This window comes from Streptococcus infantis (genome assembly GCF_047463315.1).
GTDB classification, from domain to species: Bacteria; Bacillota; Bacilli; order Lactobacillales; family Streptococcaceae; genus Streptococcus; species Streptococcus infantis_AB.
On the sequence record NZ_JASHEB010000002.1, the window covers coordinates 193,400 to 219,551 of the forward strand.

The window sequence follows — 26,152 nt, forward strand, 5'->3', positions numbered from 1 at the left end:
TTTTTCTTTCTGATTAGCCTTTAAGCCTAGAATACCCTCCTTCTTCTAAACAAAAAAGAGGGTTACCCCTCTTTCTTATTTCTTATCCAGATTGCGTAACATTTCGTCAACTTATAAGTCCATAATCTCTTTTTTCTTTCGATCAAACTCTTCTTGAGATAATATACCTGCATCTAAAAGTGATTTGAGTTTAGTAAGAGCTTCGATTTGCTCATCAAATGACAAACTTGGTTTAGTTGCTTTTTCATCTAACTGTTGTGCCATATTCATACCGAAAATCATTCCAGCACCATCTCCTAGACCGTGTTGTTCGATTCCTGATGCGACTTTTTGCTGTGCAGCAATGTTAGAATCTTTCTGCGATACATCATCAAAGGCCTTTAAATTCATCTTATTTGATGAAAACTTCTTAACCAATTCCTTAGATTCTGGCGAGAATTCTATATTAGCAATCGCAACTTTTACAATTTCAAATCCAAAACGTTCTTTCCAAGTACCAGCATACTGCTCATCATTCGAAACTTGTTTCGCAAGTACTGATGCTTGTGAAGGTAACTGTGAAATACGATAAGTTGTTGACAACGAATTAAGGGCAACGGTAAAGGATTGAAGAAATTCCGTGACTATCTGAGCCCTTGCTTGAGCACTATCAAAGCTATAGTAGGTTACATTTGCAGGAAGGAAATTTTTTACAAACTTGATAGCATCCGTAATTTGAATAGAGAAAGTTCCAAAAGCGCGTACTTCTAAGTCTGTTCCATAAAACAAGTCGTTATACATAACTGGACCACGAGTACCAAACCTAATATCGCGAATTTCTCTCAAATTGACAAAACAAATCTGTTTTTGCTGATCACTTTGTCCGCCAAATCCAACACGATTAACAACATTATCAAACAGTGATTTTTTTAGCCCATCGCCATTAAAAACACTACTCTCCCCATTTTGATATTCATATCCACCTGGTTCAGTGATAATTTCTTCTATTCCAGACTGACTAAAAATAAAAGCAGCAGTATTTTCAGGAATAAATATCTTAGACCCATTTGAAATGACACCTATAGACCCCTGACTATTAACTCCTCTACCATTATTACTGACTTGAAGAACACCTGGACTTACAGCTGTATGTTCATCAAAAGCCTGAACTGTAATAATCTCCTTCCATTGATCTGCAAAAGTGCCACTAATTGAATCTGTAAATGCTTTAATTATTCCCATAATTTATCTCCTACAAAGTCTGTTCCATATCGCAAAAACTACATTTGACAGTTTGTTTCACGATCCCAGACAGAGGAGCTCCACAAAAACTGCACTTAGTAGATAGTTTCTCTGGTTCTGCATCCTTAATACCAAGACCTGCTTTGAAAGTATCAAACGTATCTTTTAGAGTCTCTGCCAAAATTTCTGCACCAAATAAGCTACTATCTCCCAGAGTTGCAAAGTTACTTGTATCACCAGAGATTAATTTAATAATATTCGTTGCCCACTTTTCAGTATCTTTAGTATTAGAGAATGAGAAGATAACTTGTCCACCATTATAATAGATTTCTAATCGTTTCGTACTATTAGATTTCGTAACTGAAACTTGGGGTTTCCCCTCAAAAACCTTAATTTGGTTAATTGGAATAGTAGTTTGAGCTTTTTTTCCTCCAAAAATACCTTTTTTGATATATATCAAGTGTAAATTTGTTAAAATGAGCTCATCAGTATACATACTATTTTTCCCAAAACTCACACGATCACTATTCATAATCATGTATTCATGAGGTAACAATTGATAGTCCATCCCGAACTCCATTCTTATTTTTAAAGACTAGCTTTCCATTGTTCTACTTGTTCGTGTAGAGAATCACGATATTCCTTTAGAAACTTAATTATTTCTTCTTTGCCTTGAATTGGTGCTTTCTTCAATGGACCATATTGTTTTTTCTGTTCTTCCATTTCTTTTTTAGTACTATCTTTTAATTCTTGGATAGAAGCACTGTCTTCTAAAGCAGTTCCCTTAAAAGCTTCATCTGCTTCGGTATAGTAATTATCAACAATTTTCTCATACATAGTCAAATAATCTTCATAGGACTGGATAGATTCAATTGTCTCATCACTGACATCTTGTGGATTAAAGTCACTTGAACTAAATTTGTCTTTTGCTTTATCTAAAATTCCTTTTTTCTCAGAACTTTCCGTTTTATTATCACTAGATGCATTACTTGTTTTCTCAGTTAGTGCACTACATGCAACTAAAGTAGACACAGACAAACAAATCAAGCCCAAACGACAAACTTTTTTTACAATATTCATAAGAAAATCCCCTTTATTTTTCTTTGAAAATATTATACAACATAACAAAAATAAAATAAAGCGTTTTCATATACTATCTTGGATTTTTATTATATTTTTCAACTTTTTATGGTCTTTTTAATCAAAAAAAGAGGGTTAACCTCTTTCTTATTTCTTATCCAGATTGCGTAACATTTCGTCAATCTTGTTTCCATACTCGATGGATTCGTCTTTGACGAAGGTCAAGTCTGGAATTTTATACAATTTCAAATTGTGACCAAGCTCACGTTTGATAGTTCCAGTTGCTTTTTCAAGCCCGATTTGAGCCTTTTGATTATCTGAAGCAAGATTACTCAAAATGGTGTAGTAAACCTTAGCTACAGACAAGTCACCTAGCATCTGAACATCTGTGATGGTCACTCCTTGGACACGAGGATCACGGACTTTCTTTTGTAAAATCTCATTGACTTCACGTTTGATTTCCATGCCTACACGATCCGTACGGAAATGATTTCCCATGCTATTTCTTCCTCTCTATTGAATCAAAAGCTAGGCCAGCAGACCTAGCTTTGTCTAGTAGATAGAGGAACTATAGCCATTTGAATCTAGGAAACAAGCCTTAGATAGAACTACGGGTTCATCAAGGCGCTGTTGACGACGAGTCAAATCGGCTATCGTTTCTCTATTATCGTTTGATTTCTTCCATGATATAGGCCTCAATCACATCATCCATCTTGATATCATTGTAACCATCAATCATGAGACCACCTTCACGGCCGTTTGTAACTTCTTTGACGTCATCTTTATAGTGTTTCAAGCTTGCAAGTTCACCATCGTAAATAACGACACCGTCACGAATAACACGGACTTTAGAGTCACGGGTAACTTTACCGCTAGTAACCATAAACCCACCGATTGTTCCAACTTTAGACACTTTGAAGGTTTCACGGATAATTGCTTCACCGATAACTTTTTCTTCAAATTCTGGATCAAGCATACCTTTCATGGCTTCTTCCATCTCTTCGATAACCTTGTAGATAATGCTGTGGAGACGGATTTCTACATCGTCTGCTTCTGCTTGTTGGCGGGCTTGTGGTGTAGGACGTACGTTGAAACCTACGATAAAGGCATTTGAAGCTTCGGCAAGAGTCACGTCAGATTCGTTGATAGCACCAACTGCTGAGTGGACGATGGTAACTTTTACACCTTCCACATCAATCTTTTGTAGTGAGGCAGAAAGGGCTTCAACTGAACCTTGTACGTCGGCTTTGATGATGACGTTAACAGACTTAAGTTCACCAGCTTTAAGAGTATCAAAGAGGTTTTCAAGACTTACACGCTGTGTAGCTTGACGTTGTTTCATAAGAGCACGTTTGGCACGTTCTTCACCAGCTGCACGAGCAGATTTTTCATCTTCGTATACAGCAAAGTGATCACCCGCCATCGGTGCTTCGTTCAAACCTGTAATAGATACTGGTGTTGATGGTCCTGCAACCTTAACACGACGTCCAAGGTCATTAGTCATGGCACGGACACGTCCGAAAGTATTACCAACAACGATTGGGTCTTGAACATTCAAGGTACCTTGTTGAACAAGAAGGGTTGCAACCGCACCTTTTCCTTTATCTAAACGTGCTTCGATAACAGTACCGATGGCGCGAACTGTTGGGTCTGCTTTGAGTTCTTGGATTTCAGCTACAAGAAGAACAGTTTCCAAGAGTTCATCGATATTTTGGTTGAATTTAGCTGAGATTTCTACAAACTCAGAATCTCCACCCCAAGCTGTTGACATAACACCGTGTTCAGCCAATTCGCCGATTACACGTTCTGGGTTGGCACCTGGTTTATCAATCTTGTTAATAGCAACGATGATTGGAACATTAGCTGCTTTTGAGTGGTTGATGGCTTCGATAGTTTGAGGCATAACCCCGTCATCTGCCGCTACGACCAAGATCGTAATATCGGTAACAGAGGCACCACGTGCACGCATAGAAGTAAAGGCCGCGTGTCCTGGTGTATCAAGGAAGGTAATCTTCTTGCCATTTTCCTCAATCTGGTAGGCACCAATATGCTGAGTGATACCACCTGCTTCTCCTGTAGCGACACGAGAATTACGTAGGGTATCCAAAAGGGTTGTTTTACCATGGTCAACGTGTCCCATGATAGTTACAACTGGTGGACGTTCAACCAACTTGTCTTCATTTAGATATCCATCTTCTACGAAGAAACGTTCGATATCCGCATTGTCCACTTCTACCTTTTGCTTAGCTTCAATTCCATAATCAACCATGAGGAGTTCGATTGTTTCTCCATCCAAAGATTGGTTTTGAGTGGCCATAACGCCCATCATAAATAGTTTCTTAACAATCTCAGCTGGTTCACGTTTGATACGTTTTGCGATTTCCGCAACAGTCATACCATCTGTATATTCAAATTCTGTTGGCAATTCATGGAATTTACGCTCTGTAATAGGTTTTGGAGCCTGATTACGGTTATTTTGTTTATTGCCTTTTTTATTTTTCTTATTGTTATTCCAGTTACTATTTCTTTGATTTCTCACTTGATTCTGACTACTTCGATTCTTTTGTTGTTTTCTAGGACCATCTTCCTCATGATCGTAATCATCACGATCTTTGTCTGGTCGAGCTTGCTTTTTACGACGTGTATCCACTACAGCCTCTTTGGCTACAGGAGCTACTTCAACTACAGGCTGAGTTTGTTCAGCTAGTTTAGCAGCTTCCTCAAAGATTTCCTCTGGCTCCTTGCGTTTATTAGCTTGAGCCAAGGCTTCTTTGGCAACTTGAGACTGTTTGAAGCGTTCCTCGCTTGAGCGTGCGTATTCTGCATTTTGCTCAGCCTTCAGAGCTGCTGCTCGAGCTTTAAAGTCAATACGAGGACCAGCTTGGTTGGGACGATTATCAGCTTGTTGGCGATAATCATTACCACGATTCCCTTGGCCTTGTGGTTTCTTCCCTTGGTCGTTAAAACGACGATTGTCACGGTTCCCTTGACCAGGTTTCCCACCATTACGGTTATCGTTCTTTTGACGGTTACCGTTTTGTTGTTGATCGCGGTTGTTACCTTTGTTTTGCTTGCGTCGTTCCGCTTGCTCTTTGGCACGCGCTTCACGTTCCGCCTTAAAGTTTCGACTCTGCGGTCTTGCAGCTACAACTTTTTCTTCCTTAGGAGTTGCTGGCGTAGTTGGTTTACTTTCTACCTTCGCTTCATTTGCTTTTGGTGCTACAGGTTTTGCTTCTGTTTTTGGAGTAGCAGGCTTAAAGCTGGCTACAATTTTTTCAGCAGCAGCAGCCTCTACGCTTGATGCATGGTTTTTCACTTCCAAGCCCAGCTCTTTTGCACGCGCGACAACTTCCTTACTTTCTTTTCCAAGTTCTTTTGCGATTTCGTACAATCTTTTCTTAGACAAATCATGTCCTCCTCTTCTATTCCATAAGAGACCTCATTTTCTTTGTAAATCCAGCATCTGTTACAGCCAAAATTTTTCTTGATTTTCCGACTGCTATGCTTAATTCCAGTGTTGAAAACACGGTAATAACTTCTACTTGATAATAGTGGCTTTTATCCTGAATCTTCTTGGTTAGATTTGAGCTAGCATCATGAGCTAGAAATACCAATTTAACTTTCCGGTCTTGAATGGCTTTGACAACCATTTCTTCACCCGAGATGATTTTCCCTGCTCGCTGAGCCAATCCCAAGAGATTACTTACTTTTTGCTTATTCAAGTCCTAACTCTCTTCTTTTTACTTTGTGATCAACATAGGCGATCAACTCGTCATAAAAGCTTTCTTCAACTTCCATATTAAAGCTACGGTTAAAGACTTTTTTCTTTTTAGCCTCTAGGGCTTCTGCATTGTCTAGCTTGATATAAGCGCCCCGGCCATTAGCCTTGCCTGTAGGGTCGATAAAGACCTGCCCTTCTTTGTTCTTGACAATACGAAGTAAATCTCGCTTGTCAATCACATCGTTGGAAACAACAGACTTGCGCAAAGGGATTTTTCTTGTTTTCATCTTTCCCTCCTCTTGCAGATCTTATTCTTCAGTCAATTCGTCTGTTTCAGCGTAATCCACTTGACCTGCTTCTTCCATAGCTTCAAATTCACTTGCAGACTTGATATCGATACGGTAACCAGTCAAATGTGCTGCCAAGCGAACATTTTGTCCACGACGACCGATAGCAAGAGATAGTTTGTTATCTGGCACAACCACCAAGGCACGTTTGCTATCATTTTCATCAAAGATAACTTGGTCAACTTCGGCAGGAGCAATGGCATTGTAAATAAACTCAGCTGGATCTGCTACCCACTCGATAACGTCGATGTTTTCTTCTACAGGTACCATGCGGTCGCTCTTAGCATCGTAGCGAGCTGGGTGGAATTTGCTGGTAATTTTCTTGATGTTTGCACCACCACGTCCAACGATTGTTCCGATAGCATCCACGTTAGGATTGTGGCTACGAACAGCAACTTTCGTACGGTCACCTGCTTCACGGGCTACGCTCATGATTTCAACAGTTCCATCATATACTTCTGGAATCTCTTGTTCCATCAAACGTTTGATCATCTCTGGGTGGCTACGACTTACAAAAACGTTAACTCCACGAGGGTTGTCTTCCACTTTGTAGACATAAACTTCGATACGATCATGGGAAGCAAACACTTCTCCAGGAATTTGGTCTTGTTTTGACAGCTGTGCTTCGATACTACCAAGGTTGACATAAATGAAGCGGTTATCAAAACGTTCAACTGTACCTGACATGATTTCTTGTTCATGCTCTTTGTAAGTATTGTAGGTAATGGCACGTGTTTGCTTACGCATTTTTTCCATGATGGTTTGTTTAGCAGATTGGGCTGCTACACGACCAAACTCTCCTGGTGCTTCTTCAAATTTGATTTTGTCACCAAGCTCATAGGCTGAATTAATAGCAAGGGCATCTTTTAAACTGATTTCCAAACGGCTATCAAATACTTCATCAACAACTTCTCGAACTGTGTAGACTGTAAAGTCACCTGTTTTTTCGTTGAAGTCGATAGCTACGCTGTCTGATTGACCATAGCGTCTACGGTAAGCAGAGCGAAGTGATTCTACGACTGCATCGATGATATCTTCTTTCTTGATTCCCTTGTCTTCTTCCAAAATGCGGAAGGCCTCTAGCATTTCTTTACTCATGTTCTTTTTACTTTTGAATTCTCAAAAGCTATCCTTTCTTTTCTATAATTTTACTGCTAAACGTGCTTTTGATACTAAGTTATATGGAATTTGGACTGTTTTCTTGCGCGTTTTATCCATATATTCCATTGTCAACTCATCCTCTTCAAAGGACAACAAGGTTCCTTCAAAAACCTTTTGCTTGTCGATGGCTTGGTAGAGCCCGACATGGATGTATTTCCCAACAGCTCCAGCGACTGCTTCCTTGGTTTTCAAAGGGCGCTCCAATCCTGGACTTGTAATTTCTAGGAAATATTGTTCTGGGAAGGGATCCGGCTTGATAGTATCCAGGACAGGACTGATAATTTCAGTCAAGTCTGCCGTATCATTCAAGGTGATTCCTTCAGGCTTGTCTACAAAAATACTAAGAATCATGTCACTGCCAATCTTTCCGTACTCGATATCTACGAGTTCAAAAGGAGCTTCAATAACAGGTTCTACGACTTCTCTGACTAATTCAACGATAGTTGCGATTGCGTCCACCTCCTCATAAGCAAGAGGCGAAGATATCTCCCCGCCTCTCTTTCTTATATTCTTGTTATTAAGTATAGCACTTTTTAGTAATAATGTAAAGCATAAGCACTCAAGTAGCCTGACTTCAAGCTTTTTCTTAAAATTCTGCTTCAACTCTGTAAATGACTTGACCCTTGCTTGAAAACTTTTGCTCATACTCAGTCATGACATTTCCTTCAAAGTCGCTGGCATGTAAATCTAACCAAACACCATTGAGTTTCATGCCATATTGTGAAAAGCTCACTAAGCTATATTCAAACAAGCCACGATTATCTGTCTTGAAATGAATTTCACCGTGTTCAGGCAAGATTCGTTTGAAAGTATCCAAGAAGTTCTTATAGGTCAAACGACGTTTTTCATGACGTTTTTTAGGCCAAGGATCCGAAAAATTCAAATACAAGCGGTCAATTTCACCATCTTCAAAATAATTGGTCAATTCTGAACCATCAACCCATAAAAGTTTGATGTTGGGAACTCCAACTTCTAAGACCTTGTCTAAAGCATAGCTTAATACAGACTTTTGAATATCAATCCCGATATAGTTGATGCCAGGATTTTGTTTGGCCATTCCTGTTACGAAAGCACCTTTGCCACTACCAACCTCTACATGGATTGGATTGTCATTGCCAAACAAATCTCGCCACTTTCCTTTAGCTTCTGCGGGGTTTAAGACAACATACTGCGGATTAGCTTCTAACAGTTCTGTTGCTCCTTTACGATTTCTAACTCTCATTTTTTCTTTCCATACTTATCTCGGAAGCTACGCAAAGCATAGATTTCCCGATTTACATTATCCAAATCTTGATTTTCATAGTATTTGGTAATGAGGCTCAAAAATGACAGTTGAGCATACCAATATAACTTATTCAAGACAGTTTGATTATACTTATAGCCATAATTAGTTAGCCATTCTTGCCACTGATACTCTGGAATATAGTGACAAAGCAGATAGGCCACATCAAACATACGATCAGTCAAGCGAACGGAATCCCAATCTACTAAATAAATCAAGCCACTCTCTGTCTCAAACCAGTTGCTATGACGGACATCCCCATGGACTATAGTTGCATAATCTTCTCTAAACCCAGGAAGATTCTCACGTAAATCACCTAAAACCATACGTAGATACTGGTTGTTTCTTAAAGCATCCGGAGCCTTGTTTACCCATGACTGAAGTAAATCCAAAGGTGTTTCCATTGCATATCCCAATCGTGTCAACTGGGTCATTAAGGGACGTGAACAGTGTAAACGTGTCAAAATATCGATAATTTGTTTACGGTTCATATCGCTTGGCATCAAAATTTTTCCTGTCAACCATTCCTGAGCAGACATATCACGACCGTCTGGCAAACGACGGCTCCAGAGCAATTGCGGCGCAATTTGCTCTCTAGCTAAACCAGGCAGGATTGGAGAAGTATTCATTTTTATAAAAACACGTTTTCCATCAGGATAACTTCCCATATAAGCTTTTCCGCTCTTCCCAGATATCGGGGTTAGCGTTAGCTCAATATCACCCAAGTCCATTTCTTTCCTCCGAATAAAGTTTCCTTATTATTCTACTAATTTTTATGCTATTCGTCAACCAATCTTCTCAGTTGATATGGCAAATAAAGAAATTGCAAGACAAGACTTGCTCCCACAAGTGCTAGAACAAGAATTTTGTCCTTAAAAACAAGCAATCCTATGAGACTTTCCAAGATTAAGACAAATATTCCAATTGCTCTCAAAATTTCCTTCAAGCCTTTCTCTTTTTGCCCCTTACCTACTGGGAATAATTGCGTCAAATATTGATAGTCAAAGGCATGATAGAGGGCTAGAAGCTGGAATAACAAAAGATAATTGAATAAAATTACAATTGCGACTGCAATCCAAGCTTGCTCAATGAAGATGAGAGCGGTCAAAGATAGGATTATGAGTCGCAGACTAAGGGCGAATAAATCTCCATTTCTCAGATAGGAACGAAGATAGAGGTTCTGCCAGATTTTTCCTGGCACTTTCTGAACTCCCTTGAGGATAAAGTCCAGATAAGCTCGGCGCTTAACACTATTTGAAATCCCCTTGACCTGTGTAAAGAGGGCAAAGAATCGAAGCAAGAACTGCTTACGTTTACTTTCTTGTGCAATGACATAATCCCAGTCAAGTCCATTTCCAAGGAAAAAGTTGCTAGACTTTTGGCGAAAAATCACATATTTTACTATCCCCAAGACAAGGAGGTAGACTCCAAAAATCGGCAAACCAAGGTCCATGGCTAAGAATAAAGGCGCAAACAGGAGCAAAAAGAGAGTCTGTACACTGACCCAAAAGATGAAAGAAATCAGACTTTGCTTCTGGATGTGTTCTCTCACTTCTTCTTCAGCAACTAAAAGAAATAGTTTGTCAGGTGCTTCTAGATAGGTCGCAATACCACCCCAAAGCAAAAGTAAAATAGACATCATCCCAATCAAAATTAGGATTGGGAAATGATTCTCAGGAAAGTGTTGGAGCAACTGGTTGTACTGGTAGGCCAAAAATCCTAACAACACCAACAAAAATAAGACAAAATGATCATTGAGCACATAACGAAGATAGCCCAAGCATTCCTTGCGAAATTCCTGCTTTCGTTTTAAAAACAAGTCCTTCATAGCTCCTCCTCTTTGGTCAGAGCCAAATAGATATCATTGAGGCTTGCTTCTGGCATATCAAAGGCTTCTCGGAGTTGTTGGAGATTTCCTTTGGCTCTTACTTGACCTTTGTGAAGAATGACAAAAGAGTCACACATCTTTTCAGCAGAATCAAGAACGTGGGTACTCATAAGGATAGACTTTCCTTTTTTCTTTTCCGCTTCTAGAAGTTGAATCAAATCTGAAATCGCCAAAGGATCAAGACCAAGGAAAGGTTCATCTACGATAAAGAGACTAGGATCCACGACAAAGGCACAGATAATCATAACCTTTTGCTTCATCCCTTTGGAAAAATGAACTGGAAACCAATCCAATTTTTGATCCAAACGGAACATTTTTAAAAGCGGCTCTACACGTTCAAAAGCGATATTTTGCTCGATACCATAGGCCATAGCAACTGTCTCAATATGCTCTCTGAGAGTCAATTCTTCATACAAGCTAGGAGTTTCAGGGATATAACCAATCTTCTTGCGATAGCTCGTAGCATCCTCTCCTAGAGCCAATCCGTCAATCTTAATCTCCCCACTATATGGCGTCAAAAGACCAATAATTTCATTGATAGTCGTAGATTTCCCCGCACCATTCAAACCTATCAAACCTACCAACTGTCCACTCTCAACTGTAAAGGACACATCTTTCAAGACAGGGACATGAACATAGCCTCCTGTCAGATTTTTAATTTCTAACATATTTTCTCCGAATCTGGTATAATGTAGCTATATTATATCAAAATTCAATACACTAGAGGTGGTTTTTATGTCAGATTGTATTTTTTGTAAGATTATCGCAGGAGAAATCCCTGCAGCCAAGGTTTATGAGGATGAGCAAGTCCTTGCCTTTCTTGATATTTCTCAAGTAACACCTGGTCATACCTTAGTGGTACCTAAAGAACACTATCGCAATCTTTTAGAAATGGATGCTTCGAGTGCTAGCCAACTCTTTGCTAAGATTCCATTGGTAGCACAAAAAGTCATGACTGCTACTAAAGCCAAGGGTATGAATATCATCGCCAACTGTGAAGAAATCGCTGGACAAACCGTTTTTCATACCCATGTCCACCTCGTTCCTCGTTATGGTGCCGAGGATGACCTAAAAATTGACTTTGTTGCCCATGAACCTGACTTTGACAAACTTGCCCAAGTCGCTGAAACGATCAAAAACGCTTAAGGAGTTCCTATGAAACTATCAAATTTACTACTTTTTGCTGGATCAGCAGTCGGATCTTACCTCCTCGTTAAAAATCGTGAAGTTATCACCGAAGAAGTTTTAGATACAACTGATCGCGTTGAAGCAATCAAAGGCGATTTAGATGTTATCCAAAATAGCTTACAAATTATCAATCAACAAAAAGAAGTCATCAAGGAGTATCAAGAAGACCTCACTTACAAATTTAAAGCCTTAGAGAAAGACTTCCAAGCAAGACTTGCTGTGATAAAAGAACTACGAGAAACTGAAGAAAACTAAAAAAGAAGCATCCAACTTTCCTTATATCCCCTTAAATCCATCTTGGATTACCAGCTCGGGAGGGACTAAACATGAAACCATTTTTAAAAGTCATCTTGATTATTTCTGGTTGCTTCTGTCTTTTTGTAACCCTAGCATTTCTACTTGTGGCCAATCTTTTCAAGGCCTCACCAAGTGACATCCGAGAAGGAAATGAAGCCTTAAAACAAATCTTTATCTCCCTTGACATGCCTCCTGAGAAAGTAGAATCAAATGGAAGTTATCAATATGAGGGAGGAGGCTTAGATTTTTATGTGACTTTCTCAGACGAGGTTATCAATAGCCACCCCGTCCTTAAAGAAAGTCCAAACCTCACTAAAAACCGACTCAAAGTCTATGTCCTACAGACAGGAGATATTTCTTACTATAAAGTAGGGGATAACTTGTTCAATCACGGCTTATTGCAATTTTTAGAGAAAGAAAGTAGGAATTATTTACAAGAAATCGGAAAGAAACCAAATCCTAATTACTCAATTCTATATTGGAAGGATCAGGAGAGCCTAAAAAAGGGTGTCGCATTCTATGAAAAAGCGTTGACCTTAGTAGATATTCAGGATAATTCGGCGATTAAGCATATTGACACTGTCACCGTGAAACCTGGCAAAGAAGCGGAATTCAAGCAACTCATCCAGGAAATGGATGCAGCCGGCTTGCTCATTCAAAAATATCAATAGCAGATCAGTCAGAGAATCTTTTCTCCTATACTAACTACAAACAAAAGAGCCTTATGGCTCTTTTGTTTTATTCACCCTCAAAGGCATCTTTTATATGGTCAAAGAAGCCTTTTTTCTTTGGATTGACTTTCAAGTCACCTGCAGCTGCGAATTCTTTCAAGGCTGCTTTTTGTCGTTCGTTCAAACCTGTAGGCGTCACGACATTAACCGTCACGTATTGGTCACCAACAGCACCACCACGAAGACTTGGAGCTCCCTTACCACGTAGACGGAATCGTTTACCGGTTTGAGTTCCCTCTGGAATCACCAATTCAACATCACCGTGAACGGTTGGGATATCGACAGTATCACCAAGAGTTGCTTGGACGATATTGAGGTTTAACTTGTAGAAAATAGTTGTTCCTTCACGTTCAAATTTATCGCTGGCTTCTACAGAAACTACTACATACAAGTCTCCATAAGGACCACCGTTAAAGCCTGCCTCCCCTTGACCAGCTAGACGAATTTGTTGACCAGTTTCGACACCTGCTGGAATTTTCACATGGACACTGTGGGCTTGTTTTTCATGACCTGTTCCATGACATGTTGTACATGGATCTTTGATTTCTTTTCCGCGACCATGACAGACATCACAGGTTACTTGGCGACGCATCATACCAAGCGGTGTTTGAGTATCGACGTTGATAACACCAGAACCGTGACAGCGTCCACAAGTAACTGGACTTGTTCCAGGCTTAGCACCTGATCCGTTACAAGTACGACAGCTTGATTCACGATTGTATTTGACTTCTTTTTCAGTACCAAAGATGGCCTCTTCAAAAGTCAAATTGACGCGATACTGGAGGTCATCACCTTGACGAGGAGCATTTGGATTGCGAGAAGAACCACCTCCGCCGAAAAAACTTGAGAAGATATCTTCAAATCCACCAAAACCGCCTGCACCATCGAAGCCACCGAAACCGCCTGCACCACCAAAGCCACCGTTGGCTCCAGCCGCACCATATTGGTCATAAGCTGCCCGCTTTTGTTCGTCACTTAAAGTCTCATAGGCTTCTTGAACTTCCTTGTACTTTTCCTCAGCACCAGGTTCTTTGTTGATATCTGGGTGATATTTTTTAGATAATTTCCGATAGGCTTTCTTGATCTCATCTTGAGATGCATTCTTTGAAACGCCCAAACGGTCATAAAATTCAGTATTGTTCATAATTCAAGATACAAAGGGCGTTAAACGAACACAGCCATCTAGGAGTTTTGACGACGGACGCTTGCGTCCTAGAAAAAACTATCTTTTTGGCACAGTCCGTAGCCCGTGTTCAATTTCCTGAACACACTTGTTCCTTTCTATAATTTTCATGTAAAACTTTAGAGGGTGTTTTCTATACTTTGCTTCACTTGATCAAACTCTTCATCTGATAGAGTAAATATCAAATCCTCTTCTGCATACTCGTTTTGTTCTTTAAAATAGTTGTCCGTATTCTCTGCCAGCCCTAAACTTAGAATCACTTTTCTTGCAAACTCTTGATATGCAAAACCGATAGCCGTAATGATTTGTTTATCTTGCACAAGAACTTTCGGTTGGAAATTTTCGCGTGGAAGAAATTCAAAATAGTCAAAGAAGTTTTGCCAAATTCCACCTGTGAATTTCGTGTCCTTCAACAGACCTGCTTTCGCTAATAAAAGAGGCGCTGAAGAAATGGCTGCAATTAGGATATCTCGCTCATCAAGACTTCTCAAAAACGAGATCAATTTCTCATCTTGTAGAGCAGGACCTATATTTACCATTCCTGGCAAAATCACACAAGAATACTCTTCTATACGGATTTGATCCAATGTTTTCGTCGGTTGACAGGGCAAACCATCCTCAGAGACCACCATCGAATGCTCAGAAGCTACATAATCAATCGTGATATCAAAAGACAGAGCTAAAGTACTCGTTAAAGCAGTTATCTCATACAGAGAAAAATTAGGATAAATGATACAAAGTACTTTTTTCATACGCAACATCCTCTATTCTACCGAAAAACAGAGGCTGGGTTGCAACCTCTGGATTTCTTCCTATCATTACGACGTTCTAAAGCAAAGTCGGTTATACTTTGTTTTTGAACTAGTAAGGCTGAATTGAGTTTCGGCTAAAAACTTCGAAAAAAGATAAGCCATCTTTTGTGCATCGCACAAGGCGATGGCTTCCTATTTTTCTTTCGTTTTCTTAACGCCTCAACATCTTACTTCTCAGTAAACTCTCCGTCTACGACGTCATCGCCTGCGTTTCCTGTTGCTTGTGCACCTTCTGCTCCTGCTTGAGCTTGTTGGGCTGCTGCGGCTTGTTCGTAAAGTTTCACAGCAAGTCCTTGTGCTTTTTCGTTCAATGCTTCAAGTTTTGCTTTCATTTCGTCCAAGTTGTTGTCTTCTTGAGCTTTCTTAAGATCATCAAGGGCAGCTTGTGCAGCATCACGTTCTGCATCGAAGCCTTTGCCTTCAGTTTCTTTGATTGTCTTTTCAGTCGCAAAAATAGCTTGGTCTACTTCGTTACGAAGGTCTACTTCTTCTTTACGTTTCTTATCTGCTTCAGCGTTTGCTTCTGCATCTTTCATCATGCGATCGATTTCTTCGTCTGTCAAACCTGAGTTAGATTGAATAACAATTGTCTGTTCTTTTTGAGTTCCAAGATCTTTGGCCTTAACAGATACGATACCGTTCTTGTCGATGTCGAATGTTACTTCGATTTGTGGGATACCACGAGGTGCAGCTGGGATATCTGTCAATTGGAAGCGTCCAAGAGTCTTGTTATCTGCTGCCATTGGGCGTTCCCCTTGAAGAACGTGGATATCAACGGCTGGTTGGTTGTCTGCTGCAGTTGAGAAGACTTGTGATTTAGATGTTGGAATAGTAGTGTTGCGATCGATAAGTTTTGTGAAGACTCCACCCATTGTTTCGATACCAAGTGACAATGGTGTTACGTCAAGAAGGACAACGTCTTTGACATCACCAGTGATAACACCACCTTGGATGGCAGCTCCCATAGCAACTACTTCATCAGGGTTAACTGATTTGTTTGGTTCTTTACCAGTTTCAGCCTTAACAGCTTCAACAACGGCAGGAATACGAGTTGAACCACCAACAAGGATGACTTCGTCGATTTCTGACAAGCTCAAACCTGCATCTGAAAGAGCTTGGCGAACTGGAGTTTTTGTACGTTCTACAAGGTCACGAGTCAAATCGTCGAATTTAGCACGAGTCAAAGTCATTTCCAAGTGAAGAGGTCCAGCCTCACCAGCAGTGATAAATGGCAAGCTGATTTGAGTTGAAGTCACTCCAGAAAGGTCTTTCTTAGCTTTTTCTGCTGCATCTTTCAAACGTTGAAGAGCCATCTTGTCATTTGACAAGTCGATACCATTTTCTTTCTTGAATTCTGCTACTAAGTAGTCGATGATTTTTTGGTCAAAGTCGTCACCACCGAGTTTGTTATCCCCTGCAGTTGCCAATACATCAAAGACACCATCACCCAATTCAAGGATAGATACGTCGAATGTACCACCACCAAGGTCGAATACCAAGATTTTTTCTTCTTTGTCAGTCTTATCCAAACCGTAAGCAAGAGCTGCTGCAGTTGGTTCGTTGACGATACGTTCTACTTCAAGACCAGCGATTTTACCAGCGTCTTTAGTTGCTTGACGTTGAGCATCGTTAAAGTAAGCTGGAACTGTGATAACAGCCTTGGTTACTTTTTCACCAAGGTATTCTTCAGCGTAACCTTTCAAGTATTGAAGGATCATTGCTGAGATTTCTTGTGGAGTGTATTCTTTACCATTGGCAGAAACTTTTTCAGAAGTTCCCATCTTAGATTTGATAGAGATAACTGTATCTGGGTTTGTTACTGCTTGACGTTTTGCAGCGTCACCAACGATGATTTCACCGTTTTTGAATGATACTACAGATGGTGTTGTGCGGTTTCCTTCTGGGTTTGCGATGATTTTGCTTTCAGTTCCTTCAAGAACTGCTACTGCTGAGTTTGTTGTACCTAAGTCAATACCGATAATTTTAGACATGTGTTTTTCTCCTTAAATTTTATCTTTTTTTTTGATACTTCCCTTAAGTGGTGGGGACGTGAGCAACTCCCTTCGGGATTTCATCACTTATTTTTGAGCCTACTGTCTCAAAAATCCCCTGTTTCAGTAGCACACGCTACTGAAACTTTCACCACGGCGGAAAATATCTTCCTTGCAAGCCTCCGGCTTGCTTCTTATCTTTCTTTCATAGTTTAGTGTCATTTCGGACAAGGTTTTTTAAGTCCTCTAGCCTAGTTATAAACCACTACCATGGCTGGGCGTAGGATGCGGTCATGGAGTTTATAGCCTTTTTGGAAGACTTGTGCGATGGTGTCTGCTGGATGTTCGTCATCTGCTGGAACTGTTTGAATAGCCATATGGTAGTTATGGTCAAATTCTCCATCTGCTGGAATTTCTTCAATCCCTTCTTCTTTCAGAGCATGAATCAAGCTTTCTTGGACCATTTCTAGTCCTTTTTTGACATCATCTGTCAACCCTTCAACGGCAAGGGCGCGTTCAAGGTTATCAAGTGATGGCAAGATTGCTTTTGCCAAATCTTGGCTGCGATAACGTTGCAAAAGTTGGCGTTCTTCATTGGCACGGCGCTGAATGTTTTGCATTTCTGCGTGGGCACGAAGATATTTGTTTTCAAACTCCTCGGCACGTTCATTAGCCAAGTCCAATTCCGACTTCTCGGGAGTTGTTTCTTCTACTGGTTCAACAACTTCCTCTTTTTTTACTTCTTCATTTTTTATATCTTGGGCCATTTTCGCCTCCTTTAATGATTTCAATCTTAATTCACTTCATAGTGATTGCTGCTGAGATAGCGGTAAAAATCAGTCAACTTCATGGTTAGAACTCGATTGACAACATTGAGTTGATTGACCAATTGTTGATAATCCAGATTAACTGGACCAATAATCGCAAGGATTCCAAACCCACGATAGGGAATCAGGAACTTACTGCTAATTACTGCTAAGTCAGCAAGACAAGATTCTTGGCTATCCGCAACTCGGACACTTTGCATCTGGTCGCCAATCAGATTCTCTCGAATTTCCAAAGCTACCTTTTGTGGCTGATCAAAAAATTGATAGGCCGCTAAATTAGCGAAATTCAAAAGATTGACTTTGCCAGAAACCACGATATTTTCATTGAACATTTCTTTGAAGATATGCTCAATAAGATCCATAACGTTATCCGTTGTTGTGAAGTAACGTTGGATAATTTGCGGAATCTCTGTCCGAATCTTGTAGTGAATATCCAAAACAGTCTGATCCAGGAAACGTTCTTGAATCATGGTCTTGAGGCGATTTAAATCCTCCTGCAAGAAATTTCTCGGAATCAAAAACTGACTGGTAACTGTTCTAGACTCATCAAGCGTAAAAACAGCAAGAGCTGTATGTTGCCCGAGGACAACAATATCAAAAGCTGTTAGCTTCTGCCTACTTGGTTCAACATCCAGCGCTACAACCGTACAACCACTCAAGTCTGACAAGATTTTCGTTGCCTCTTGAAGAATATCCTCAAGCTTGAAGAATTCTTGATCAAAGGCTTTTACAATCTCATAAACTTGATTTTCAGCTAAACGGTCAAAGGATAGGGAGTGTTTGACATAGTATTGAAAACCAGCCACACTCGGCATACGACCACTGGAAGTATGAGCCTTTTCAAGTAAACCTTGCTTTTCTAAAACTGCCATATCATTTCGAATGGTAGCACTACTAGAGTTGATAGACTCTTGCAAGGCCTTAGATCCAACAGGTTCGTGCGTTTTGGTAAAGATGTCAATAATCAGATTTAAAATATTCTGCTGACGTTCTGTAACCATCTCGCTACTCCTCTCTGATAGATCTTTTTAGCACTCGACGCATCCAAGTGCTAACTTATGATTCTATTATACACCCTTAGTAAAGAATGTCAAGACAAAAACTCAAAAAATTAGCACTCTTTTAACAAGAGTGCTAAAAATCAGTCTGAGGACCTAAAAAATCATCTTACATTCTCAAGATATTTCTTTTTAAGTCTGTAAAAACTATAGATTAGGTAAGAAATCATGAGGGCATAAAGGGCAAAAATAAGGAAGAAAGATTGAGAGAGACTTTCGCGAAACAAGCTCATACAAATAACTAGACCGCCAGAGATAGAAACTGTAGATGTACGAAGTCTAGATTTCACATCAGCCCATTGAAGACGATTGTCCACGAAAGGTTGATCATTTAAATCTACATCACAAGTTACTTTTCGAAAAATAGAATAAGAACAATTTTCCACAAATTCCCATCCTCTATCCTTAATACTTTGTAAATCTACCTCATTTTTTCTAAGGTAGCTAGTATTCCACACACGGTAAATCACATCATCTGGTCGACATTGTTCAAAATAGAAAAAGCCAAAACGATTCGATTTAAATTTCCAACCTTTCAAATGCATCTCATGCAAATAATCTTCTATCTTATCCAAATCAAAAATGGTAAACATTCGAAATTGTACTTTGCTATTCATTGTCTAACCTCCAAAATGGTTTTATTTATCAGATAATTCTTTCCACTTTTGAAACAATCTCCAAAAAATATAAGAAATCTGAATCGCGAAAACTATCAATAAAGTACAGTCTATGATAACAATCAAAAACATTCCCCAACTGAAAGAACTACCTCCACTGAGTAACTTTGAGAAAACCGGTAGTAGCGCTAAAAAGAGAAGCAAAATAGGAAGCATCCGCATTGTTAAAATTTTCTTGACCATTGCTAACTTCCCGACCGCGTCATTATAAATTTCAAACTCGGCATCCGACTCAACTCCAGAATAAGGCTTTCTAAAGTAGGAAAAACCATTAAAGTCTGTAATATGCTCCCACCCACAATCTTTAAATAGTTGTAAATAGGAAGCTCTCTCTGACTTTTTCATAGGATAAAAGTCCAACTGATAAACCACCTGCTCCGGTTGGCACTTTTCAAAAGTATACTTAACCGCAACTACTAAGTTAGAGTAACTTACTTCCTTAAGTTTCCAGCCCTGAGCATGCATTTCTCCGAGATAGAGAGCCTCTCTATCATAATCCGCAATGGTAGCAATTCTATAAACAACTTTCTTTTCCATCAAAGCTCCTCCCGACTGTTTCTATAGAGCCGCTCAATACGTTTCAACTCAATCTCTAAAACTTTTCGACCCAAGTCTGTTATCTGATAGATTTTACGTTTTTCCTCTTCTCGAACAAAGGAAACCAAACCATCTTTTTCCATCTTCGATAGGGTTCCATACATAGTTCCAGGACTAATGGATACTTGCGAATCTGTCATCTCTTTGACCTTTTGTGTAATACCATAGCCATGGTTCTCCTTTTGCAGACAGAATAGAATATAAAAACCCGTTTCAGTCATGGGAAGGTAGACTCGCCTAATCTTATCTGTTAATTCCATTTAAGCAGACCTCCAATTCAGTTCGATATATCGCACTTCGTTATATAAACTATATCACACCTCGATATAAAATGCAAGAAAAAAAGATTGTCCTCACGGACAATCTTTCTGATTTATCATTAGTAAAGATCTAGGTAATTATCAATTTCCCATTGTGAGACAAAGGTTGCGTAACTTGCCCACTCGATGCGTTTGGCTTCAAGGAAACTAGTGTAGATGTGTTCACCTAGAGCTGCTTTAACCACTTCGTCTTCTGTCATAGCTTTCAATGCGTTATGAAGAGTTGATGGAAGGTCAGTAATGCCAGCCTCTTTACGTTCTTCTGCAGTCATAATGTAGATATTTTCTTCGATTGGAGCTGGTGCTTCGATTTTATTTTCAATACCGTGCAAACCAACTTCCAAAAGGACAGCCATAGCAATATATGGGTTTGCCATTGGGTCTACTGAACGCAACTCCAAACGAGTTCCCATTCCACGAGTAGCAGGAACGCGCACCAACGGAGAACGGTTGCGACCTGCCCAAGCGATGTAAACAGGCGCTTCATACCCTGGAACCAAACGTTTGTATGAGTTAACTGTCGGGTTCATGATAGCAGTGTAGTTGTAAGCATGTTTGATCAAACCACCAAGGAAGTGATAAGCTGTTTCTGACAACTGCATTCCTTTTGGATCATTTGGATCAAAGAAAGCGTTGTTCCCTTCATCATCAAACAAGGACATATTGCAGTGCATTCCTGAACCAGCGATACCAAATTTAGGTTTAGCCATAAAGGTTGCATACAAACCATGTTTACGCGCAATTGTTTTTACAACAAGTTTAAAGATTTGAATCTTATCACAAGCACGAAGAACTTCATCATACTTAAAGTCAATCTCATGTTGACCTACGGCCACTTCGTGGTGACTGGCTTCTACTTCAAATCCCATTTTAGTTAAGACATTTACAATCTCACGACGGGTATTATCGGCAAGGTCTGTAGGCGCCAAATCAAAGTAACCACCCTTGTCATTCACCTCGAGAGTTGGGTCTCCATTCTCATCAAGCTTAAATAGGAAGAATTCTGGTTCTGGACCAAGGTTGAAAGATTTGAATCCTACTTTTTCCATGTGATGAAGAGCTCGTTTAAGGTTGCTTCGAGGATCTCCAGCAAATGGCTCTCCTTCTGTTGTATAGACATCACAGATCAATCCTGCGACACTACCGTTCTCATCTCCCCAAGGGAAGACAGTCCATGTGTCTAGGTCAGGGTACAAGTACATATCTGATTCATTGATACGAACAAACCCTTCAATAGAAGATCCATCAAACATAGCCTTGTTTGACAAGACCTTGTCTAGTTGTTCATCTGTAGCAGGAATTTCGACGTTTTTCATTGTTCCCAAAATATCTGAAAACATGAGACGGATAAAGGTTACATTTTTTTCCTTAATTTCACGACGAATATCTGCAGCTGTGATTGGCATGGTTTTTCTCCTTATATATGACGACTAGCGGTTGCCTAACCGCGACCAAAAGGTGATTGTTGAGAAGCAAAGCGACTTTGTTGAAGAACCTCATTCCGAAGGGCTCGACGCACCTCAGTTTGACTGACTGGTTTTTTAGCTTTCGCCTCACGTTCGGCATATTTTTTCTTGATAGCAGCAATGTTCAGACCTTCAGAGATATAATCCTTAATCTCAAGCAACCGATCCATATCATTTAAAGAATACATCCGGCGATTACCTTCGTTGCGATCAGGTTTTATCAACTCCTGATCTTCATAATAACGAATTTGACGCGCCGAAAGATCGGTCAGCTTCATAACACTACCAATGGGGAAAACTGCCATATTGCGACGAAATTCTTTTTCCTTCATGTGCACTTCCTCTTCTTTCTGTCTATTATAGTCTAAAAAAATTCAATCGTCAATTGTTTATGTTATATCTTGTGACATTATTTTATTTTTTCTGTATGAGACTCCGCAAGCGATCAATATCATAATTTACTAGAATTGCTACAAAAACACCCATAAAAGTCTCAAAAACTCGAGCAAACACGTACAAAACAGTTTCTCCGTTTGGAATCGATAGGGTAATAATCAACATAGCTGCAACTCCGCCTATGACACCCGCCTTATTGTTCATGGCAACGTTTGTCATAATGGTTAACATGGTACAAATTGGAACAACAAGAAGAGTTACCCAAAAGGCTCCTTGAAAAAAGTTATTTAGTAGGAAGAACATCAGCGCATAAAAACCACCAATACTATTCCCTAAAATACGAGAAGTACCAAAATGGACACTCTTATCAAAGTCTTCTCTCAAACTAAATACAGCCGTTAGCGCTCCGATTTGAAGTCCCTTCCATCCAAAAAAACCAAAAATCATTAGGACCAAAAAAACAGCGATTCCTGTTTTAAACGTTCGCATCCCTAACTTAAACTTAGATTTATCAAATGTATACTTTTTAAAATAACTCATAATCTCAACTTTCTTTTTTCCATTTTACCATATTTTTACTTTTTTGAGAAAAGGATTCATCAATTGAAGAAAATAGGAACTAAAAAGAGAAGGGTATAAATCCTTCTCTTTTATAGTCCAATATTCTATTTTAGAATAAATACACGAAAGCCAAGGTCACGAGACTAGCAAGCAAGCCCACTCCCCAGAAGAAGAAATCGACCTTCCACTCACTCCAGGATTGACCTTTACCAGAAAATCCACCCAACTCAAAATGGTGATGAACTGGTGTCATCCGGAAGATACGTTTTCCTCCAGTCAACTTAAAGTAGGTAACTTGCATCATGACAGATGTTGTTTCAAAAACATACACTATACCAATCAGGAGTAGCGTCCATTCTTGGTGCAGCGCCATAGAAATAGCGGCCAACATTCCTCCAAGAGCAAGACTTCCGACATCTCCCATAAAAACTTTAGCAGGCTTATGGTTAAAGACAAAGAAACCAAGAAGACCACCAATCATGGCAAGAATCACTAGGAGAATATCCAATTGGTTTTGTACATAAGCAATGACTCCATAGGCAGATAGGCTAATCACTACTGAGATACTTGCCAAGCCATCAATTCCGTCAGTCAAGTTAACAGCATTCGAAAAACCAACTAACCAGAAGAGAGCAAAGAAAATGTAAAGAACGCCTAGGTGCAATGGATACCCAAATACATTTAAAACATCCCCTCCTCTTTCATAAAAGAGATAGAAAATAACTCCTCCTACTAATTGAAGCAGGAGCTTTTGTTTAGGATTAAGTCCTTCATTGATTTTACGGAAAACCTTGAGGAAATCATCTAAGAAGCCAACCAAACCATACAAAACGAGAATAAAGAGGATCATTCCGACATTGTTGGTTAGTTGATTGGTCAAAAGCGCAAGAACTAAACTAACTAAAACACTTGTTACGAGAAAGACAAGTCCTCCCATTGTTGGCGTCCCAGCTTTTGCTTGGTGTTGTTTCACATCCTCATGCATTTGTTGACCAGTAATTTGTGCTTTACGGTAAAAACGGATAAAGGCTGGAATTCCTACTACTGTAAGAACAAAAGTAAGGATTCCAGGAAAGATAGAAACTAGCATTCTAATCTCCTAATGTTATTTTTATTTTCTGTAAATCTTTCAAAGCTGTATTAGAACGAACATTTTGTTTTTTAACAATTTCTCCTGTACCTTCAAATTCAACTTCAAGATTTAACCATTTGGCAAAGGTTTCAACATTTTTCTTAGACCAGCCATATAAGTCAGGCATTTCTTCTACCTTGTCTGAAAGGAGTAAGATTTGCTCATTAGCGTCTAGATTTGTTCCTTCTGCCACTGAACTGTCCTTGATTTTTGTTCCTGAACCGATAACGATTGGTTGAACAAGATTGCGTCTCAGTTCCTCTGCCATATCTCCCGGACTATAGTCCTTGGTCGCTGGCATTGCATAACTAGTTGTTGTTGTAACTTGATCCAGACTTTTAGCAGTTAATTGAAGATTGAGAGATTCTTTCATCGCAGAAGCACGCTCCAAGATAGGGTTGGCGAACTCACCCAACTGAATCCCAGAATAATGCTGAGGTTGTTGAACTGTTACATAGAGGATGAAATCGGGATTTTCTGCTGGATGCATAGAGACTACAGAGAAAATATAGTTTGTTTCCCCTCGGAGGTATCCTCCATTTTTCTCATCTGCAATCTGAGCAGTCCCTGATTTCAAGGCTACATTATAGCCAGGAACATTGACTGTTCCCTTACCTGTACTATGGTTGTACATCGTACCATAGGTAGGATCCGTCCCAACCATAACCATGTGATCTCGAGTCAAGCTAGCTGCTTCTTTAGAGACCGGATTTCCCACGACTTCTTTTTGTGATTTACGAACCGTTTGATCATTTGGATCATAGAGGGCACTAATAAACTTCGGTTCCAACATAATCCCATCATTAGCTATCGCAGTAAAGGCACGAAGCATCTGAGTTTGTGTAACGGAAATACCTTGACCAAAGGAACTCATGGCAATATTAACGATATTGTCCTCAGGTAATTGCCCAGCATACTCATCACTCATACCAAAACGAGTCGGCACTCCAAATTTGAAACGATTGAGGTAATCTAGCCAAGTAGTGTCCCCCATCTTTTGTTCAAGGAGAGTCATACCGATGTTACTAGAGTGAGCAAAACCTTGTGAGAAGGTCATCATTCCACCGCTTGTCAAACCTTCGTTAACGTCCCAGTCCTTGATAGTGGCATCAGCCACCTTCAATTCGCTACTGTTGAAATATTCTCCTCCAGGGAAGGTATTATTGTCAATTGCTGAAGCTAAAGTAATCACCTTCATGGTTGAACCTGGTTCATAGTTACTTTGGTAAAGGATATCACGCCAGACAAAGTCCTCTGTAATCCCTTCTTTGGTATCAGCATCAAAGGTTGGCCTTTGAGTTGTAGCGAGAATCTCTCCCGTCTTGGCACTAACCAAGGTCGCAGTCATATATTTACCCTTGACTTTTTCTTGGAAGGCATCCATTTGACTTTCCATGAAAGATTGTAAAGGACTAGATAGGGTCGTATAGACGTCTTTCCCGTTTACAGTCTGTCGGGTAACTTGCTCCGTACCTGGAACAATATTACCTAAGCGGTCTTTTTCATAGGTAATGATACCATCTGTTCCCGCTAACAAGCTATTCAAGGAACTCTCGACACCAGACGTCCCAATGAGACTCTTTGAACCATCCTCATTTTCATGCAACTGCGCTAGTCCGATGAAAGATGAAGCAAATTTCCCATTAGGATAGCTTCGATTTGGACTTGTTGTAAAATCAACTCCCTGAACCTTAGCTGTTTCCAAATCCTTTTTTATGGACATCATATTGGCATAGGTAATACCATTTCCCTTTACACCAAAGGAAACTTGCTTAAGATTAGGTTGAGAAAGTTGTTCCTTGACGTAGGACTCATCCATATCTAGATATTTATGGAAGACTTCTGCAACCTTGCTATACTGAGACTCCTCTACATAAAGAACTTTCCCATTTGCAGATTTATATTCCTTATCGATAATCGCATAAACGTTGTAGGATGTTGCATCTTCTGCGATTGGTGTACCATTACGGTCATAGATAGTTCCTCGTTTTGCAGGAACTGTCCGAGTTGTTTGGTGGACCTTTCTTGCTTCCTTAACTAGGTCAACACCAAATTTTGAGCCTGTACCAATAATTACCGCAAAGTTAACCAAAAAAACAGCAAAGAGAAAGACGGCCAGAAGGCTCAAATTCTTTCCCACTAGTCTGCGGTTTTCTGTTGGAGATTTGCGATTTTTAATGGCAAAGCGTATGATTCGTTCTTTCCAGTTTTTCATT

29 protein-coding genes are annotated in these 26,152 nt (G+C 39.8%); 3 read left to right on the forward strand and 26 right to left on the reverse strand.

Going from position 1 to position 26,152, the window contains the following annotated elements; translation table 11 throughout:
• Positions 1-111: 111 nt before the first annotated feature.
• The 13 genes from QM857_RS02970 to QM857_RS03030 all read right to left on the reverse strand — a co-directional run bounded on the left by QM857_RS02970 (position 112) and on the right by QM857_RS03030 (position 11,368).
• Positions 112-1,221, reverse strand: a complete 1,110-nt coding sequence (locus QM857_RS02970; RefSeq protein ID WP_414275014.1) for an SPFH domain-containing protein — start codon at positions 1,219-1,221, stop codon at positions 112-114.
• Between the two features lie 10 nt (positions 1,222-1,231).
• Entirely contained in the window at positions 1,232-1,789 is a 558-nt protein-coding gene (locus QM857_RS02975) for a hypothetical protein (protein WP_414275015.1), read from the reverse strand.
• 20 nt (positions 1,790-1,809) lie between these two features.
• Entirely contained in the window at positions 1,810-2,301 is a 492-nt protein-coding gene (locus QM857_RS02980; RefSeq protein ID WP_414275016.1) for a hypothetical protein, read from the reverse strand.
• 147 nt (positions 2,302-2,448) lie between these two features.
• Positions 2,449-2,799: a 30S ribosome-binding factor RbfA gene (gene rbfA / locus QM857_RS02985; RefSeq protein ID WP_004251823.1), complete on the reverse strand. Its 351-nt coding sequence runs from the start codon at positions 2,797-2,799 to the stop codon at positions 2,449-2,451.
• A 166-nt stretch (positions 2,800-2,965) separates the two neighbouring features.
• Positions 2,966-5,707, reverse strand: a complete 2,742-nt coding sequence (infB, locus tag QM857_RS02990) for a translation initiation factor IF-2 (protein ID WP_414275017.1) — start codon at positions 5,705-5,707, stop codon at positions 2,966-2,968.
• A gap of 16 nt (positions 5,708-5,723) precedes the next feature.
• Positions 5,724-6,023 carry a YlxQ-related RNA-binding protein gene (locus QM857_RS02995; protein ID WP_414275018.1) on the reverse strand — a complete coding sequence of 100 codons (300 nt, stop codon included), beginning with the start codon at positions 6,021-6,023 and terminating at the stop codon, positions 5,724-5,726.
• Positions 6,016-6,309: an RNase P modulator RnpM gene (gene rnpM / locus QM857_RS03000; RefSeq protein ID WP_096406104.1), complete on the reverse strand. Its 294-nt coding sequence runs from the start codon at positions 6,307-6,309 to the stop codon at positions 6,016-6,018. The genes QM857_RS02995 and rnpM overlap by 8 nt, the downstream gene beginning before the upstream one ends.
• Before the next feature lie 21 nt (positions 6,310-6,330).
• A complete protein-coding gene (gene nusA / locus QM857_RS03005) occupies positions 6,331-7,467 on the reverse strand; it encodes a transcription termination factor NusA (protein WP_006147911.1) in 1,137 nt (378 codons plus the stop codon).
• 42 nt (positions 7,468-7,509) lie between these two features.
• Positions 7,510-7,989, reverse strand: a complete 480-nt coding sequence (gene rimP, locus QM857_RS03010; RefSeq protein ID WP_004251813.1) for a ribosome maturation factor RimP — start codon at positions 7,987-7,989, stop codon at positions 7,510-7,512.
• A gap of 127 nt (positions 7,990-8,116) precedes the next feature.
• Positions 8,117-8,752 (reverse strand): tRNA (guanosine(46)-N7)-methyltransferase TrmB, encoded by a 636-nt coding sequence (gene trmB, locus QM857_RS03015; RefSeq protein ID WP_414275019.1) that lies wholly within the window; start codon positions 8,750-8,752, stop codon positions 8,117-8,119.
• A complete protein-coding gene (gene ccrZ, locus QM857_RS03020; RefSeq protein ID WP_414275020.1) occupies positions 8,749-9,543 on the reverse strand; it encodes a cell cycle regulator CcrZ in 795 nt (264 codons plus the stop codon). Before ccrZ ends, trmB begins: the two co-directional genes overlap by 4 nt.
• Positions 9,544-9,590: 47 nt before the next feature.
• Positions 9,591-10,640: an ABC transporter permease gene (locus QM857_RS03025; protein WP_414275021.1), complete on the reverse strand. Its 1,050-nt coding sequence runs from the start codon at positions 10,638-10,640 to the stop codon at positions 9,591-9,593.
• Positions 10,637-11,368: an ABC transporter ATP-binding protein gene (locus QM857_RS03030; protein ID WP_414275022.1), complete on the reverse strand. Its 732-nt coding sequence runs from the start codon at positions 11,366-11,368 to the stop codon at positions 10,637-10,639. Before QM857_RS03030 ends, QM857_RS03025 begins: the two co-directional genes overlap by 4 nt.
• A 67-nt stretch (positions 11,369-11,435) precedes the next feature.
• Here QM857_RS03030 and QM857_RS03035 point away from each other — a divergent pair, with 67 nt between their 5' ends.
• From QM857_RS03035 to QM857_RS03045, 3 genes are all read left to right on the forward strand, one after another.
• Positions 11,436-11,846: an HIT family protein gene (locus QM857_RS03035; RefSeq protein ID WP_414275023.1), complete on the forward strand. Its 411-nt coding sequence runs from the start codon at positions 11,436-11,438 to the stop codon at positions 11,844-11,846.
• Between the two features lie 9 nt (positions 11,847-11,855).
• Entirely contained in the window at positions 11,856-12,143 is a 288-nt protein-coding gene (locus tag QM857_RS03040) for a hypothetical protein (RefSeq protein WP_414275024.1), read from the forward strand.
• A gap of 71 nt (positions 12,144-12,214) precedes the next feature.
• Positions 12,215-12,856: a hypothetical protein gene (locus QM857_RS03045; RefSeq protein WP_049494155.1), complete on the forward strand. Its 642-nt coding sequence runs from the start codon at positions 12,215-12,217 to the stop codon at positions 12,854-12,856.
• Positions 12,857-12,923: 67 nt separating this feature from the next.
• On the opposite strand, the gene dnaJ is transcribed toward QM857_RS03045, so the two are convergent.
• The 13 genes from dnaJ to pbp2X all read right to left on the reverse strand — a co-directional run bounded on the left by dnaJ (position 12,924) and on the right by pbp2X (position 26,151).
• Entirely contained in the window at positions 12,924-14,060 is a 1,137-nt protein-coding gene (dnaJ, locus tag QM857_RS03050) for a molecular chaperone DnaJ (RefSeq protein WP_049494154.1), read from the reverse strand.
• 158 nt (positions 14,061-14,218) lie between these two features.
• Positions 14,219-14,851, reverse strand: a complete 633-nt coding sequence (locus QM857_RS03055) for a DJ-1/PfpI family protein (protein ID WP_414275025.1) — start codon at positions 14,849-14,851, stop codon at positions 14,219-14,221.
• Between the two features lie 227 nt (positions 14,852-15,078).
• Positions 15,079-16,902 carry a molecular chaperone DnaK gene (dnaK, locus tag QM857_RS03060; RefSeq protein WP_036754815.1) on the reverse strand — a complete coding sequence of 608 codons (1,824 nt, stop codon included), beginning with the start codon at positions 16,900-16,902 and terminating at the stop codon, positions 15,079-15,081.
• A gap of 251 nt (positions 16,903-17,153) precedes the next feature.
• On the reverse strand, positions 17,154-17,669 hold the full coding sequence (gene grpE / locus QM857_RS03065; RefSeq protein ID WP_414275026.1) for a nucleotide exchange factor GrpE: 516 nt from the start codon (positions 17,667-17,669) through the stop codon (positions 17,154-17,156).
• A gap of 26 nt (positions 17,670-17,695) precedes the next feature.
• On the reverse strand, positions 17,696-18,730 hold the full coding sequence (gene hrcA / locus QM857_RS03070; RefSeq protein ID WP_178895437.1) for a heat-inducible transcriptional repressor HrcA: 1,035 nt from the start codon (positions 18,728-18,730) through the stop codon (positions 17,696-17,698).
• A 161-nt stretch (positions 18,731-18,891) separates the two neighbouring features.
• Positions 18,892-19,404 carry a DUF2812 domain-containing protein gene (locus QM857_RS03075; RefSeq protein WP_414275027.1) on the reverse strand — a complete coding sequence of 171 codons (513 nt, stop codon included), beginning with the start codon at positions 19,402-19,404 and terminating at the stop codon, positions 18,892-18,894.
• A gap of 21 nt (positions 19,405-19,425) precedes the next feature.
• Positions 19,426-20,001: a DUF2812 domain-containing protein gene (locus QM857_RS03080; protein WP_414275028.1), complete on the reverse strand. Its 576-nt coding sequence runs from the start codon at positions 19,999-20,001 to the stop codon at positions 19,426-19,428.
• Entirely contained in the window at positions 20,001-20,321 is a 321-nt protein-coding gene (locus QM857_RS03085) for a PadR family transcriptional regulator (RefSeq protein ID WP_000423982.1), read from the reverse strand. The genes QM857_RS03080 and QM857_RS03085 overlap by 1 nt, the downstream gene beginning before the upstream one ends.
• Positions 20,322-20,440: 119 nt before the next feature.
• On the reverse strand, positions 20,441-21,787 hold the full coding sequence (glnA, locus tag QM857_RS03090) for a type I glutamate--ammonia ligase (RefSeq protein WP_414275029.1): 1,347 nt from the start codon (positions 21,785-21,787) through the stop codon (positions 20,441-20,443).
• Between the two features lie 35 nt (positions 21,788-21,822).
• Positions 21,823-22,179: a transcriptional repressor GlnR gene (glnR, locus tag QM857_RS03095; protein ID WP_000659542.1), complete on the reverse strand. Its 357-nt coding sequence runs from the start codon at positions 22,177-22,179 to the stop codon at positions 21,823-21,825.
• Positions 22,180-22,261: 82 nt separating this feature from the next.
• Complete coding sequence (locus tag QM857_RS03100) at positions 22,262-22,783, reverse strand: FUSC family protein (RefSeq protein WP_414275030.1); 522 nt, start codon at positions 22,781-22,783, stop codon at positions 22,262-22,264.
• 130 nt (positions 22,784-22,913) lie between these two features.
• Positions 22,914-23,894, reverse strand: coding sequence for a phospho-N-acetylmuramoyl-pentapeptide-transferase (gene mraY, locus QM857_RS03105; protein ID WP_414275031.1), 981 nt, complete (start codon positions 23,892-23,894; stop codon positions 22,914-22,916).
• A gap of 1 nt (position 23,895) precedes the next feature.
• Complete coding sequence (gene pbp2X, locus QM857_RS03110) at positions 23,896-26,151, reverse strand: penicillin-binding protein PBP2X (protein WP_414275032.1); 2,256 nt, start codon at positions 26,149-26,151, stop codon at positions 23,896-23,898.
• Position 26,152 lies beyond the last annotated feature (1 nt).

Bases quoted from the DNA above. Each gene is read 5' to 3' on its own strand.
- mraY (WP_414275031.1), bottom strand. From the start codon at position 23,894: ATGCTAGTTTCTATCTTTCCTGGAATCCTTACTTTTGTTCTTACAGTA.
- pbp2X (WP_414275032.1), bottom strand. From the start codon at position 26,151: ATGAAAAACTGGAAAGAACGAATCATACGCTTTGCCATTAAAAATCGC.
- glnR (WP_000659542.1), bottom strand. From the start codon at position 22,179: ATGAAGGAAAAAGAATTTCGTCGCAATATGGCAGTTTTCCCCATTGGT.
- QM857_RS03075 (WP_414275027.1), bottom strand. From the start codon at position 19,404: ATGAATAGCAAAGTACAATTTCGAATGTTTACCATTTTTGATTTGGAT.
- glnA (WP_414275029.1), bottom strand. From the start codon at position 21,787: ATGCCAATCACAGCTGCAGATATTCGTCGTGAAATTAAGGAAAAAAAT.
- QM857_RS03035 (WP_414275023.1), top strand. From the start codon at position 11,436: ATGTCAGATTGTATTTTTTGTAAGATTATCGCAGGAGAAATCCCTGCA.
- QM857_RS03100 (WP_414275030.1), bottom strand. From the start codon at position 22,783: ATGAGTTATTTTAAAAAGTATACATTTGATAAATCTAAGTTTAAGTTA.
- QM857_RS02975 (WP_414275015.1), bottom strand. From the start codon at position 1,789: ATGGACTATCAATTGTTACCTCATGAATACATGATTATGAATAGTGAT.
- QM857_RS03030 (WP_414275022.1), bottom strand. From the start codon at position 11,368: ATGTTAGAAATTAAAAATCTGACAGGAGGCTATGTTCATGTCCCTGTC.
- hrcA (WP_178895437.1), bottom strand. From the start codon at position 18,730: ATGGTTACAGAACGTCAGCAGAATATTTTAAATCTGATTATTGACATC.
- QM857_RS03085 (WP_000423982.1), bottom strand. From the start codon at position 20,321: ATGGAATTAACAGATAAGATTAGGCGAGTCTACCTTCCCATGACTGAA.
- QM857_RS02980 (WP_414275016.1), bottom strand. From the start codon at position 2,301: ATGAATATTGTAAAAAAAGTTTGTCGTTTGGGCTTGATTTGTTTGTCT.
- nusA (WP_006147911.1), bottom strand. From the start codon at position 7,467: ATGAGTAAAGAAATGCTAGAGGCCTTCCGCATTTTGGAAGAAGACAAG.
- QM857_RS03040 (WP_414275024.1), top strand. From the start codon at position 11,856: ATGAAACTATCAAATTTACTACTTTTTGCTGGATCAGCAGTCGGATCT.
- QM857_RS03045 (WP_049494155.1), top strand. From the start codon at position 12,215: ATGAAACCATTTTTAAAAGTCATCTTGATTATTTCTGGTTGCTTCTGT.
- dnaJ (WP_049494154.1), bottom strand. From the start codon at position 14,060: ATGAACAATACTGAATTTTATGACCGTTTGGGCGTTTCAAAGAATGCA.
- rnpM (WP_096406104.1), bottom strand. From the start codon at position 6,309: ATGAAAACAAGAAAAATCCCTTTGCGCAAGTCTGTTGTTTCCAACGAT.
- grpE (WP_414275026.1), bottom strand. From the start codon at position 17,669: ATGGCCCAAGATATAAAAAATGAAGAAGTAAAAAAAGAGGAAGTTGTT.
- ccrZ (WP_414275020.1), bottom strand. From the start codon at position 9,543: ATGGACTTGGGTGATATTGAGCTAACGCTAACCCCGATATCTGGGAAG.
- QM857_RS03055 (WP_414275025.1), bottom strand. From the start codon at position 14,851: ATGAAAAAAGTACTTTGTATCATTTATCCTAATTTTTCTCTGTATGAG.
- dnaK (WP_036754815.1), bottom strand. From the start codon at position 16,902: ATGTCTAAAATTATCGGTATTGACTTAGGTACAACAAACTCAGCAGTA.
- QM857_RS03080 (WP_414275028.1), bottom strand. From the start codon at position 20,001: ATGGAAAAGAAAGTTGTTTATAGAATTGCTACCATTGCGGATTATGAT.
- QM857_RS03025 (WP_414275021.1), bottom strand. From the start codon at position 10,640: ATGAAGGACTTGTTTTTAAAACGAAAGCAGGAATTTCGCAAGGAATGC.
- rbfA (WP_004251823.1), bottom strand. From the start codon at position 2,799: ATGGGAAATCATTTCCGTACGGATCGTGTAGGCATGGAAATCAAACGT.
- QM857_RS02970 (WP_414275014.1), bottom strand. From the start codon at position 1,221: ATGGGAATAATTAAAGCATTTACAGATTCAATTAGTGGCACTTTTGCA.
- trmB (WP_414275019.1), bottom strand. From the start codon at position 8,752: ATGAGAGTTAGAAATCGTAAAGGAGCAACAGAACTGTTAGAAGCTAAT.